14 protein-coding genes are annotated in these 13164 nt (G+C 57.9%); 7 read left to right on the forward strand and 7 right to left on the reverse strand.

The window, feature by feature from the left end; translation table 11 throughout:
• Positions 1–49: 49 nt before the first annotated feature.
• From ASD00_RS31410 to ASD00_RS31435, 7 genes are read left to right on the forward strand one after another with little or no spacing between them, the layout of a single operon-like run.
• Positions 50–805 carry a UTRA domain-containing protein gene (locus ASD00_RS31410; RefSeq protein ID WP_057211040.1) on the forward strand — a complete coding sequence of 252 codons (756 nt, stop codon included), beginning with the start codon at positions 50–52 and terminating at the stop codon, positions 803–805.
• A gap of 23 nt (positions 806–828) precedes the next feature.
• A complete protein-coding gene (locus ASD00_RS31415) occupies positions 829–2154 on the forward strand; it encodes a UbiD family decarboxylase (RefSeq protein ID WP_057211042.1) in 1326 nt (441 codons plus the stop codon).
• Between the two features lie 2 nt (positions 2155–2156).
• A complete protein-coding gene (locus ASD00_RS31420) occupies positions 2157–2744 on the forward strand; it encodes a UbiX family flavin prenyltransferase (protein ID WP_057211044.1) in 588 nt (195 codons plus the stop codon).
• A gap of 1 nt (position 2745) precedes the next feature.
• Positions 2746–3459, forward strand: a complete 714-nt coding sequence (locus ASD00_RS31425) for an aspartate/glutamate racemase family protein (RefSeq protein ID WP_057211047.1) — start codon at positions 2746–2748, stop codon at positions 3457–3459.
• The gene (locus tag ASD00_RS31430) at positions 3456–4562 is read left to right on the forward strand and encodes an FAD-dependent oxidoreductase (RefSeq protein ID WP_057211048.1); all 1107 of its coding nucleotides are present in this window, start codon (positions 3456–3458) and stop codon (positions 4560–4562) included. The genes ASD00_RS31425 and ASD00_RS31430 overlap by 4 nt, the downstream gene beginning before the upstream one ends.
• Positions 4552–4863, forward strand: coding sequence for a (2Fe-2S)-binding protein (locus ASD00_RS39515; protein WP_082523794.1), 312 nt, complete (start codon positions 4552–4554; stop codon positions 4861–4863). Before ASD00_RS31430 ends, ASD00_RS39515 begins: the two co-directional genes overlap by 11 nt.
• Entirely contained in the window at positions 4860–6236 is a 1377-nt protein-coding gene (locus tag ASD00_RS31435) for an FAD/NAD(P)-binding oxidoreductase (protein ID WP_057211050.1), read from the forward strand. The genes ASD00_RS39515 and ASD00_RS31435 overlap by 4 nt, the downstream gene beginning before the upstream one ends.
• A 90-nt stretch (positions 6237–6326) precedes the next feature.
• Here the strand turns inward: ASD00_RS31435 and ASD00_RS31440 are convergent, their stop codons facing one another.
• The 7 genes from ASD00_RS31440 to ASD00_RS31470 all read right to left on the reverse strand — a co-directional run bounded on the left by ASD00_RS31440 (position 6327) and on the right by ASD00_RS31470 (position 12987).
• Positions 6327–7100: a UTRA domain-containing protein gene (locus tag ASD00_RS31440; protein WP_057211052.1), complete on the reverse strand. Its 774-nt coding sequence runs from the start codon at positions 7098–7100 to the stop codon at positions 6327–6329.
• A gap of 288 nt (positions 7101–7388) precedes the next feature.
• Positions 7389–7922, reverse strand: a complete 534-nt coding sequence (locus tag ASD00_RS31445; RefSeq protein WP_057211053.1) for a TIGR02444 family protein — start codon at positions 7920–7922, stop codon at positions 7389–7391.
• A gap of 29 nt (positions 7923–7951) precedes the next feature.
• Positions 7952–9223: an FAD-binding oxidoreductase gene (locus ASD00_RS31450; protein WP_057211061.1), complete on the reverse strand. Its 1272-nt coding sequence runs from the start codon at positions 9221–9223 to the stop codon at positions 7952–7954.
• A 35-nt stretch (positions 9224–9258) separates the two neighbouring features.
• Positions 9259–10092 carry an ABC transporter permease subunit gene (locus tag ASD00_RS31455; protein WP_057211055.1) on the reverse strand — a complete coding sequence of 278 codons (834 nt, stop codon included), beginning with the start codon at positions 10090–10092 and terminating at the stop codon, positions 9259–9261.
• Positions 10085–10945, reverse strand: coding sequence for an ABC transporter permease subunit (locus ASD00_RS31460; protein ID WP_244496176.1), 861 nt, complete (start codon positions 10943–10945; stop codon positions 10085–10087). Before ASD00_RS31460 ends, ASD00_RS31455 begins: the two co-directional genes overlap by 8 nt.
• A gap of 10 nt (positions 10946–10955) precedes the next feature.
• Positions 10956–12017 carry a betaine/proline/choline family ABC transporter ATP-binding protein gene (locus ASD00_RS31465; protein ID WP_057211057.1) on the reverse strand — a complete coding sequence of 354 codons (1062 nt, stop codon included), beginning with the start codon at positions 12015–12017 and terminating at the stop codon, positions 10956–10958.
• Between the two features lie 112 nt (positions 12018–12129).
• Positions 12130–12987 (reverse strand): glycine betaine ABC transporter substrate-binding protein, encoded by an 858-nt coding sequence (locus ASD00_RS31470; RefSeq protein WP_063963371.1) that lies wholly within the window; start codon positions 12985–12987, stop codon positions 12130–12132.
• Positions 12988–13164: the final 177 nt, after the last annotated feature.

The raw sequence follows: 13164 nt of genomic DNA on the forward strand, positions 1-13164 counted from the left end.
GATGGTGTGTTTTTAACCTAGCAATAATGATATCACTTTGGAGAAACCAGTGGCAGCAGACCAGCCCCTATACGAGCAGATCAAAAGCGCGATCGATCGCAGGGTGGAAACAGAGGAGTGGCCGGCCAATTTTCAAGTCCCGTCAGAAGAGGATCTAGCCAACGAATTCGGCGCCTCCCGCCTCACGGTGCGGCGCGCGCTCCGCGAGCTGCAAACGGACGGTGTTCTGCTTCGCGTTCAAGGGCGAGGCACCTTCGTCATAGGTCCGCGTATGGAATGCGCCGTTTTCAATTTGGCCGATATAGCCGAAGAGATAACGTATTCCGGCGGCGCTCACACTTGCCGGGTTCTCCAGCACTCGATCCTCGGCAAAGACAATCCCGGACGAAACATGCTTCAGTTGGGTGCTGAGGACATCATATTTCATTCACGCCTGCTTCATCTTGAAGACGGCAGCCCGATCCAACTTGAGGATCGCTATGTGAATGCGGCGGAAGCGCCAGCTTACATCAAACAGGATTTCTCGAAAACCAGCCCCCACAGTTGGTTATTGCGCGAGACCACCGTCACAACCGTGGACAACACAATCCGCTCCATCCGCGCAGATGAGGAAGCCCGTCTTCATCTTCAGATTGACGCGGGTCAGCCGTGCCTGCTGCTAGACCGGTCGACGTGGCGAGACGGCATTCCCGTCACTCGCAGTCGTTTCATACATCCCGGAGATCGCTACCGCATGAGATCCAGCCACGAGGCGCGCACCAATCGCATTGTCACCATTCCCGCCACACCCGGCATTGGCCGCTAAAATCCGGCAAGAAGGAGCTTTCCATGAGAAATTTCGTACAAACACTTCAAGAGCGTGGGGATCTGCTGGTCGTAGACCGCGAGATCGATCCTGCCCATGAGCTTGCGGCCGTAACGCATCTCGCGCAGCAAAAATGGGCAAAACCGGTGATGTTCACCAATGTAAAAGGCACGCGCTTTCCCGTTGTTACCAACGTCTACAGCACACGCGATCGGTTGGGCGAGGTAATTGGGATCGCCGCGGGCGATTTCTGTCGGCAGTGGAGCAGGCTTTCCACCCTTGGCTCGGCGGAGATGAGGGAACCTCTCGTACCCGCAACGAAGGCGCTGGAATACGAAGAGGTCAAACTCTCAGACCTTCCACTGATCACCTACTCGGACCGCGATGGCGCGCCTTATTTCACGTCGGCGATGTTCATTGCCAAGGACCCTGAGACCGGTGTGGGCAATCTGTCTTATCACCGCTCGATGTTTATTAGCGACAACGAGTTGCGTTGCCGTCTTGCTCCGCGTCACCATCTGACAATCTACCACGAGAAGGCCGAGAAATTGGGAAAGCCGCTCGAGGCTGCCATGCTCATCGGCCCACCGGCCCATGCGTTTCTAACCGCCGCGGCACCCTTGCCCTATGACGTCGATGAACTGGAAGTGGCCGCCCGCTTGCGCGGCACACCAATTGCGATGCGCAAGTGCAACCATATCGACCTTGAAGTGCCCGCTGAGACTGAGGTCGTGATCGAGGGTCGCTTCCTCCCCAACGAACGCCGCCCCGAAGGTCCCTTCGGCGAGTTCATGGGCTATTATGTCCCCGTCGGCCCGAATGCGGTCTTCGAGGTGCTGGGCGTGACCGTCCGCAAGGATGCCATGTTCCATTCGATCCTCTGCGGTTCGCCCGAGGAAGTACTGACGCTCGAGCTTTCCGTCTCGGCCAACATCTACCAACGGCTGAGCGCCGCGCTCCCGGGCATTGTCAACGTGACCTGCCAGCCATTTGTCAATCATGCAATTATTCAGATTGAACCTCAATTCGAGGGCCACGGCCGTCAGGTCATGTTGGCGACCATCGGCGCAGAACCGATCTGGGCCAAGCAGATCACCGTCGTCGATACAGACGTCGATATCTACGACATGGACGATGTGCAGTGGGCAATATTGACCCGTTGCCGCCCGGACAAGGACATAATGATCATCCCGGAGACGCCATCCTTCTACCGGGATGAAGCAAAGGATCACTGGGGACGCCTGCTCGTGGATGCTACGAAGCCTTGGGGGCGGACGGAGGAATTCGAGCGTAAGCGTTTGCGCATGGTGAATGACGTTCGTATCTCCGATTGGTTTCCGGGCGTCTGACCATGAGCAGGCAGCGATTGATTATCGGAATCACGGGCGCTTCCGGTGCGGCCTATGGGATCCGTGCTCTCGAACTGGCTCGGGCGGCAAAGGTCGAGACACATCTTGTCGTCAGCCGTTCGGCACTTCTCACACTGAACCAAGAACTCGGCCTACAGAAGGCGGATCTTGAAGGGCGGGCGGATGTGATCTATCCGGCAGCAGATATCGGGGCCACCATTGCGAGCGGGTCATTCCGCACCATGGGGATGTTGATCGCTCCCTGTTCAGTTCGAACCATGTCAGAAATTGCCACTGGCGTGACTTCCACTTTGATGAGTCGTGCCGCTGATGTCGCCCTGAAGGAGCGTCGGCGCCTTGTACTAATGCTGCGCGAGACGCCGTTGCATCTGGGACATATTGAGACAATGGCCGCGCTGACCCGCATGGGCGCGATCATCATGCCTCCGGTCCCGGCTTTCTACGCAAAGCCGCAAAGTTTGGATGAACTCGTGACACATTCCACCGCTCGAGCACTTGACCTCTTTGATGTCGACACGGGAGCCGTTAAGCGCTGGAATGGGCTTAAAGACAGTTTGGTTAGGAACTAGGATGAGGCCCGCCCGCTGTACGATCCATGGCACGATCATTGGTATCATCGTGCTCGACACTAGCTTTCGCCGTTTGCCCGGTGATATTGGCCACGCAGGAACCTGGCCGTTTCCGGTGCAATTCCGGGTGGTGCGCGGCGTTCGTCCGAGAGATGTGATCGAGGGCGACCCCCGTCATGCCCTAGACGCTTTCCGTGAAGCGATTGATGATCTTGTCGCGTTGGGTTGTACGGCAATCACGACCAGCTGCGGCTTCCTCGCGGCATTACAAGATGAGTTGACGCTCCACTCTTCTGTGCCTTTTCTCTCTTCGGCGTTACTCCAGATCCCGATGATTGAACGCATCCTGCCTGCCGGAAGAAAACCCGGCCTGATCGTATCTGATGCGAATTCACTGACTGAGCGCCATTTCCGCGGCGCGGGGGCATCCCTTGGCATTCCGATGTCGGCGCTGCCAGCCGATGGGCCGTTGCTACGCAACATGCGTGAACAGGCAATAGAAGTCGATGCGGCCCTCCAGGAAACCGATGTAATGACAACAGTCGCACACTTAGTAACGCGCCATCCCGAAGTGGGCGCGCTGGTTTTTGAATGCGCTAATCTGCCGCCCTATTCGGCGGCGGTATCGCAGCGGTTCGGTCTGCCCGTCTTCGATATCGTCACCTTGGTACGCTGGCTGCATTTATCGCTTGCGCCGCCGGGATATCTCAAATGACCGCACCTTGCGATCTGATTGTGATCGGCGGTGGCTTAATCGGATCAGCGATCGCCTGGGGAGCCGCGCGCAAGGGCGCACGGGTTACTCTTCTTGATGAAGGCGATATCGCCCATCGCGCCTCGCGAGCAAACTTTGGATTGGTTTGGTTGCAGGGCAAAGGCTTGGGGCATGCCGATTACATGCGTTGGTCGATCCGTGCGGGGCAGCTTTGGCCCGAGCTTTCCTCCATCCTCCTCCGCGAGACCGGAATAGACATAGGATGGCGCGGTGGTGGTGGTTTGCACTTCTGTCTTTCCGAGTTGGAAATGGAGCACCGCCGGTCTTTGATCGCGCGCTCGGTGGCGCAAGACGCTGAGATCCAAATCGAGCTTCTCGATCGCGATGCGTTACGCGAGATTGTCCCTGCTATCGGGCCTGAGGTTTGCGGCGCCTCTCTTTCTGATCTTGACGGCGAGGCAAATCCACTCTTGACGCTGCGCGCGCTTCAGTCTGGTTTCCAGCAGCATGGCGGACGGCTGGTCGTGAATTTCGCCGCCAAGAGCATAAGTCCCCGTGCAGGACAAGGCTTCATCGTACGCGATGCCAAAGGCGCGGCAATCTCTGGAGCGCGTGTGGTCCTTGCCGCAGGGCTGGGTACCAATGAACTCGCTGATCAAATTGGCTTGAAGCTGGGGCTCAGTCCGGAACGCGGTCAGATTGTTGTCACTGATCGGATTGCACCTTTCCTGCCGTACCCTAGCAATGCGGTCCGCCAGACCCAAGAAGGCACGGTGCTCCTCGGCAGCTCACATGAAGACGCAGGCTTCTCCACTGGAACCGACGTCGGAACCATCGCGCGGCTTTGCCGCATCGGTACACGGATGTTTCCGGCGTTGCGGACAGCACGATTGATCAGGGCATGGGGCGCTTTACGAATTATGAGCCCGGATGGATTGCCCATCTATGACCAGGCGCCCGAAATGCCCGGAGCCTATGTCATCACCTGCCATAGCGGAGTCACCCTAGCCAGCCTGCATGCACTCGAACTCGGTCCAGCGTTAGCTGAAGGGCATCTTGGTGCCGCGCCGCAATCCATGAGGAGCGCACGTTTTGCCCTTTAAACGTCTTTACACTTTATGCAAACCCGACAATGAGAACTTCCTTTTTGAAGACCGATGGGTGCCCTTCCACCCCGGGGAGACCCTCGCTGGAGCTCTGCTTGCGGCAGGCGTATCCGATTTTCGTCAAACACCTGACTCTGGCAGCCAACGAGGCCCGTGGTGCTTAATGGGAATCTGCTTCGAATGTCTGCTTCGCGTCGACGGCCAAGACAATCAACGCGCCTGCATGACGACTGCCCAGTCAGGAATGATTGTGGAGCGCCAGATCGGCCCTCGTCGTGACGCTGCGGGGGCGAAATGAGCCTCTGGGATGCCATCGTTATCGGCGCAGGTCCCGCAGGGATCGGCGGGGCCAGCCTCCTTGCCGAGAATGGCGCGAAAGTTCTTGTCATTGATGAAGCTTCTGGACCCGGGGGCCAAATCTGGCGCGGGATCGAGGACATTCCGGAGGATCGTGCGCGATTGCTCGGCGCTGATTATCTAGCCGGCCGCGATGAGGCACAACGGCTGCGTTCTAGCGGCGCTGAACTTGCGTTTGCCACCCAGGCGTGGCGGGTCGAGCCTGACGGTACTGTTTGGCTCAAAAATTCTCGGGGTATCCGTCAAGAACGCGGCCGTCGGCTATTGATCGCCACCGGCGCCATGGAACGGCCCGTCCCCCTGATTGGCTGGACCTTGCCTGGCGTAACCACTATCGGCGGGATGCAGATCCTCCTCAAGCGAGAGGGGATCCTGCCTGAAGGACCGCTCGTGTTGATCGGGACTGGGCCTCTGTTCTACCTTTACGCCGCGCAATGCGCGGCCGCGGGCATGCGAGACTTTGCGCTGATTGACACCGCAGCCACCAGCGCAATGATGTCCGCAGTCCGACACTTGCCCCTCGCTCTCACGGGACAAGGACCTTCCTATTTGATCAAAGGGCTGAAATTGCTTTGGATGCTGCGACGTGCGGGCATTCGTTCCTACGATCGCCCGCAGGATCTTCGCATCAGTTCTTCCACGAAGGGACTTGAGGTCCACTTTCGCCAGCGAGACGTTGAGCATTGTCTATCCGCCAGCCACGTAGGGCTCCATGAGGGAGTGATACCCGAAACGCACCTTCCAAGATCGATAGGGTGCCGGATGGGCTGGTCAGGGGCCGCCGCCGCTTTCCATCCTTATCGTGATAGCCATCTCCAAAGCTCGATTTCAGGCGTATATATCGCGGGCGATGCTGGGGGAATCGGGGGCGCCACTGTAGCCTTGCTTGAGGGCCGGATCGCAGCGATGCAGATCCTCAAGAGCCTCGGCTGGCCAGTAGATGAGTTGCTCCTGAGGGCGTCGCTTCGAGTCCGGCAGGCCCACCTTGCGGCACGACCGCTTATCAATCGCCTCTATCTTCCACCCCAGGCGATGCTAACGCCTTCGGACGACGTTATAGCTTGTCGTTGCGAGGAAGTGACCTGCGGCCAAATCCGCGCAGTGCTCTCTGCGGGATGCGCTGGACCAAATCAGGCAAAGGCGTTTCTGCGATGCGGTATGGGGCCCTGTCAGGGCCGAATGTGCGGCATGACCTTAACGGGTTTAACGTCAGCCACTCATAGAATCTCGATGGAACAAGCAGGCTATCTCACAATCCGCCCACCGCTCCGCCCTGTGTCCCTGGGAGAGATCGCCGATATTGTGGAACCGTGATGCGACAAAAGTGGCTAGGCCGGCCGCTACCGAGCTGCCAGCGCTCCGTTGTTCGCGCGAGAATGGTTCAGATGTGAGAACGGGTGTCGATCACTTGGATCGCTTGAGTGAATTGGGAGGCAGCGCGCCATTAGTGGCCGCAACGCGGCTCTGCCGGGCTTCGTGCGAGCTGCGAAGCCGATAACGGTCACCCGGGTAGACGAAGCGGCTACGTGTCACCGGAACACCGTCACGCCACGTCGAGCGGTCCAGCAGGAGGCATGGCTGACCACTGTCAATCTGCAGGAGCCGGCACGCGTCTTCGTCGGGTCTTATGGCACGAATTGTATTGTCCACGGATGTCACTGTCGTCTCGCGGAGCAGATAGGTGTGCGGAGTAATCTTGGTAAAATCCTGCTCTAAGAATAATGGCGCCTCGCTTGCATTCACGAAGCGATCCTCAAGCTGAATTGGCGTTCCATCCTCCAGATGCAGTAATCTTGCATGGACGACGACACCCTCGGGACCGAGGTTTAACATACTCGATTGGGGACTATCCCGGGATACGACACTGAGATGAATTACCTTGGATGTATGCGCGCCACCATTGAGAGCAATCTCCTCAGCCATGTCTGAAATGTTGAAGACAGCGCATTGCATGCGCGGGCCTACCACGAAGGTTCCTCGCCCTTGAATACGTATTAGTACGCCCTCCGCCTGAAGCTCGCGAAGCGCCCGTCTGACGGTCAGTCGGGACGCGCCAAACTCCTCCGCGAGCTCGACTTCTCCGGGAACTTGAAACTCGGCGGGCCATTCCTCCGCTTCGACACGACGGTCAATCGTGGTCTTTATCTTCTCGTAGAGGTGCTGTTCGGGCTGCGGCATAGTCGGCCTTGATAATGATATTATTACCAAGAATAACATGCCCCCGCGTGCCTGTCACGATCCCGCCTGCCACCAAAATGTCGACATCAAATGGCGCCCCAGGTGGCCCCCATGGTACGAATCCGCATTTCCTACCAAGTCGAGCCCCAGGGCATAATGATATTAGTATGAGTCGCACAAGTAATGCTTCAGCCTGTTCTGTGGCTGGAGCGGCTGCGGTGAATGCGGGAATTCAAAGCGCAAGGTGGCCTAGCGACAGGGCTCGTCATTCCTACAATTATCGCATGTTCAGGGCCATTCATGCGAGAACAACCACACTGCTTCAGCTACTAAAAGAGCTGGCTCAGCCCGTTCCGGTAGGTTGCTACCAGCAAAATGGCCGACCGCCAACTGGGCGACAGCCGCGATCCGTGCTTGTCGGTCCGTACGATTCTCTTTACGCGGTAGAGCAGACATAGCCTCCGATAACGCCAATACCTGCAGTTTCTCGGCCTGTAACTCCAGCGCTTTTAAACTCGCCCGGAATGGCGCGACCGGCCGCATGCTTTCTATCCACGGATTTGCCTTCAACCGCACCCTCACAGTACGCAATGGGCGCACGACCTCGGTCCGCCATTGCTCGCAGCCGTCATCCAGCGCACGAATTGCCTCGGCATCAAGGCAGCAGTCCCGCCCAGCTGCATAAAGAACTGCGAGGAACAGTAGTACGTCGAGATCCAAGCGATCCTGTAGGTCCAGACAGGCTCTAGCAACGCCCGGTTTAGCGTAGATCTCCAACATGAACGTCCACAAGTCCGGAACAAGGGATGAGCGAAGCGCCAACGTTTACGTTCCTTGCAGCCTGGCCGGCATCAGTTGAGGGCCCTCTGGAAACGATCTGGAGAGATCGCACGCGTGTCGACGGAGGCGGGGCGACCGGCAGCCAGGTTTGCCATGATCATGCCGGCCATCGGACCGGGTCCGAAACCATGCCCGCTGAAGCCGGTAGCAACTAATAGCCCTTCGACGCCAGTTACCGGGCCAAGTGCTGGGATCATGTCGGGCAAAGTGTCAATCACACCAGCCCAAATTGTGGTAAGCGCAACATCTCCGATGTCGGGGAAGAGCGCTTGGAACTCCTCTTGCGCCTGTTGCGCGCGTTTTGTTTCCGGTGGCAAATAATCTCGACTGGGAGGAATGTCCGCCAAGGGAGCCGGTACCCGGCGCGGCCAGAAACGCTCCAGCGGAGCGAGATAGTTGATTTTTGCTGCTTCTGGGTTACCGCGCCTTGCATCGGCATACTTGCGCATATGCCGCCAAGAATCGAACCGAACATCGTACTCGCCGCCGGCAACTGATAACAAGAAGGCGCCATTGGCGTCCTGGCGGATACCCGTTGAAGGCCCTGAAACGCACTGAGGCAATAGCACCTGGCTCCGTTCGGTTCGAGCAACCGTAGCTCGAATTCGCTCTTGGGGAAGGTCCAAACCCACACTGCGAAGTAGAGCTGCGGAACCAGCTCCTGCCGCGCAAATCACTGTGTCCGAACGGTAGAACCGTCCGCCGACCCACACCCCGACGGTCCGCCCTCCGCCCGTTTCGATAAGTCGCACTGCCTCCCCCAGACATACCGCAACACCAAGTTCTAATGCCGCCTCGAAGAAGGCCCTCGTGGCCCGCGCAGGTTCTGCCTTGCCATCCGACGGCGTGTACATCGCGCCTGTGACGGAACGTTCGCGGGATAAGTTGGGTAGTATGGCAAAGGTCTCGGCTGCAGTGAGGATGCGAGTGTCAAGCCCGAACTCTTCGCGCCCTCGGCGCTGCCACTCGCGGCGTTCAGCGAGGCCGGTCTCGTTCATCGCAAGGGATATATTGCCACCTTGATGCCAGCCCACGGAACGCCCGAGGTCCGCCTCGATGCCCTCCCAAATCCGCATGGATGCCATCATCAAGGGTAGCTCGCGGAAGTCGCGCGCCTGCTGGCGTACGAAGCCGAGATTTCGTCCAGATTGGGCGGAACCGATCATGTCGCGCTCAATGATGAGACAGGACATGCCCATCCGAGCGGCATAAAGGGCTGCGGCGCAGCCAACAATCCCTCCGCCGATAACGATAAGATCCCAGGTCCGCACATGTCCCGCCATCGTATGTTTTCTATTATTTATTCCGGCCATTCTATTCACGCCTTTTCCTTTCGAACCAACCCCTGTGTTAATCGGTCGAGGATGATCGAGAGAATTACCACAGCGATGCCGGCCCGGAGCGCGAGCCCAAGCATCATTCGGCTTAGTCCACGAGTGACTTCGCCACCAAGCCCGCCCGCGCCAATAAGACCGGCGAGAACCACCATGCCCAATGAGACAAGGATCGTCTGGTTTACTCCCAACATGATGGAAGGGAGAGCCGATGGTAACTTAATGCGGGTAAGGATTTGAAGGGAGCTTGCACCAAAGGCCTGACCCAGCTCTATGCGCTCACGTTGCACCTGTTTGAGGCCGAGTACCGTCAGCCGCAGCGCTGGTGGGATCCCGAAGATCACCGTGGCGAGTACCGCAGGCGCACGACCTACACCAAGCAGGATGACGGCGGGGATCAGATAAACCCATGGGGGCAGTGTCTGCATCAGGTCAAGAACGGGGCGCAGTATACGCTCGGCAGTTGGATTCGAGGCGGCGATGATACCAAGGGGTATCGCAATAACCAGTGCCAGGATCACAGAGATAATCACTAGGGCCGTCGTAAGCATGGTCGCCGCCCACAGATTACCAAACCAGCAGAAGGCGAGACCCGCAGCGGTGAACAGCGAGAGCCCCCTGCCTGACACACGCCAGGATCCCCACGCGACCAGTGCCACAAGCACGAAAGGTGGAACTGCGAGTAAGGCGGTTTCCAGGCCGTGGACAGCGGCATCGACTGTATCACTAAATGCGTGGAATCCACCGCTCCAGTTACGGTTCATCCAGTCGATGGCTGCGGCAAAATACTGCCCGATCGAGAATTGCCCATCAGCCATTCGTGCCTCCAATGTTCAGGAAAGTGGCCATTCCGGCCGATATGCGATCAAGAAGGATCGAGAGGACCACGATCGCAAGCCCGGCATCCAGCGCTCGCCCTACCTCAAGATAACGAACCGCGCGATAGACTTCACCACCAAGGCCATCGGCTCCGATGATTCCAGCGATCACGGCCATGCCAAGTGCCATCATCAAGCTTTGGTTTACTCCAGCCATGATCGACGGCATGGCTGAGGGCAGCTTGACCTTAAGAAGTTCGGCGAGCGGCGTCGCGCCGAGCGACTGGGCAAGTTCCAACCGTTCTACCGGAATCTGGCGAATGCCCAGCATCGTAAGTCGCACGGCAGGTGGCACTGCGAGAATCACCGTGGCTACTGTCGCCGATGCACCGCCGAAACCAATCAGCGCGATTGCCGGCAGTAGATAGACGTAGGGCGGTAGGGTCTGGAGCGTATCCATCAAGGGCTCCAGCAGCGCTCCAAATCCGTTCCAGCGGGTCCCGGCAACCCCGAGCGGAATGGCGATTGCCAAAGCAATGAAGGTGGCCAGCGCTACCAGCGCAAGCGTCTCCATCAACATCTCCCACAAACCGGCCTGCTGGCACATCACCAACGCGACGGCGGAAAAAAACGCGAGAGCCCAACCTGAAAACCGTAAGCTCGCCGCCACTGCAAGCACTACAATAATCGGCCAGGGACAGGACAAGATCGAGTTTAGCATCCAGAGCGCGAAATCGAGAGTGACGCGGATAGCGTCGAAGAAGAACGCAAAATTCTCGTTTAGCCAATCAACGCTGGTGTCGACGAAGCGATCGAATGCCTTATCGAAACGGAGGGAATTCATGAATTCCATGTCTGGCTCCTTAAGCCCGAGCGTTTGTGGCCACGGGTCCACGGATGCCGATGAGCAGATCGGCGACTGACACCTGTCCGAGTAGTTCACCGCCTTCCTCCACAGCGAGCGTCCTGCCGTCGTGGGCAAGGAAGCAATCGATGAGATGGTCGATGTCAGCTGAGGCTGGAGTACGTGGCAGCATGCTGAGATCGGCCCCCCTGATTTTGTTGCGAGGAAGCATCAGAGAACGTGCGCTAACGAGATGATTCTTGGCGATGCCGGCAGTGAAGCGAGCAACATAGTCGTCCGCCGGGTTCAACACGATTTCTTCTGGTGCGCCGATTTGCACCATGATGCCATCGCGCATAATGCCTATGCGACTGCCAACTCGAATGGCCTCTTCGAGATCGTGAGTGATGAATACCGTTGTCTTCCCGAACCGCGAGGAAAGCTCAACAAACTGATCCTGTAGCTCGCGTCGAATTAACGGATCAAGCGCGCTAAAAGGTTCGTCCATGAGAAGGATCTCGCTGTCACTCGCAAGTGCGCGCGCCAAGCCGACCCGCTGCAACATTCCCCCTGAGAGATCCGAGGGAAAGCGGTGCGCCCATTCGGCAAGCTGCACCGCTTCAAGTGCGCGCATGGCGGCATCACGTCGCTCGAGTTTGGGAACCTTTCGAAATTCAAGGCCCAGAGCGGTGTTTTCGAGCACCGTGCGGTAGGGCAATAGGGCAACACTCTGGAAAACCATCGCAATCTTATCAGCACGCAGTGCACGCAACTGCGCGGGGGCGAGATCGTTGATTGCCTTGCCCTCAATTAGGATTGTGCCTTCGCTGGGCTCGATCAGCCGGTTAATGTGGCGCAAGAGGGTGGATTTTCCGCTACCGGAGAGACCCATGATACAGAAAATTTCGCCTCGATGAACATCGAACGAGACATCGGCTACCCCTACGACGCACTCAAGACGCCGCAGTATTTCGGCCTTGTCGACCTTCTCCTCGCGAATGGTGTTCAAGGCCTCCGCTGCTCGCGGGCCGAACACCTTCCAAACGCCACGGCAAGAGATAATAGGTTCATTGTTGGTCAAAGGAAATCTCCACCTGTGAGCCAAGGTCGCCCGGTGCGGCTTGGCGGGGAACGTTACCAAGAGGACCTGAGCCAAGGGCTGGCGGGCGAGCCCCCCAGCCCCTCCGGCTAAATCATTGGTTGCCGATCATGGCTTGGCGGTCGAGTCGGTTTGCATTCGCTTTTTCCCAGCGGGCGACGGCCTCATCGATGCTGGCGCCCTCCTTGACCCAGCCGGTCATTTGCGTCAGCGCGGATTCGGGAACGAAGACCGAGGCGATCACCTCGCGAGCCTTTGGGTTTTGAACCGCGAACCCCTTGTGCGCCAACCAAACGTACGTTTCCGTTGGTTCCTGAACGCCTTTAGGATCCTTGAGGAACTTGATGTCGAACTCTTGAAAGACCCAAGACGGGGTCCAGTACATCGACACAATCCATTCGCCCCGATCCAGCGCCGATTTCAACTCTGCGACCGCGACGGGGCCGCTGCCCTCGATGATCTCGTATTCGAGGCCGTATTCGTTGACCACGTTTTCCGATTGGCGCATCATTCCCGAGCCCGGCTCTACACCGATGATCCTGCCGCGGAACTTTTCCTTGTGCTCGTTCAGTTCGTCGATGGAGTTGATCGTGACGTAAGAAGGCACAATTAACCCAGCATTGTACCCATAAGAGGCGACGCTCAGCTTCTCGAGTTTGCGCGCATTGCGCTCCCAGTAATCGGCTGCGGCATAATCAGGATGTGAGATGAGAACATCGACGTCGCCCTTGCCGAGGGCGGCGAAGGCCACGCCCCATTCTTGGAACTCGACCTCTTCAACTTCGAAGCCATGGCGTTCTAGCAAGTGCTCGGTGACGCTACTGGTCATCGCGATGGTTTCCCATTGCATGACTCCCATTTTAATTTTCTGCGCTTCTTGTGCGGCTGCCGACGAAACGGCCAAGCCTAATGACAATGCGAGTGATGCTAGGCATTTCTTGAGATGGTTCATGTCGGTGCTCCCCTTAGGAGTGAGGTTGGATCGTTTTCTTGTTGGAAGCCGGCCTGCAAGCCGACTCCGGGTCCGAAATCTGCTTCAGCCGATAACGAATGGGTTTGCGATCTCTTTGGCTGTCGAGAGCCAGATGGCTTTGGTCTGGAGATATTCGTAGATCCCGGCGACGCCGTT

The organism is Ensifer sp. Root31 (assembly GCF_001424825.1).
In the GTDB taxonomy this organism is placed as follows: domain Bacteria; phylum Pseudomonadota; class Alphaproteobacteria; order Rhizobiales; family Rhizobiaceae; genus Ensifer; species Ensifer canadensis.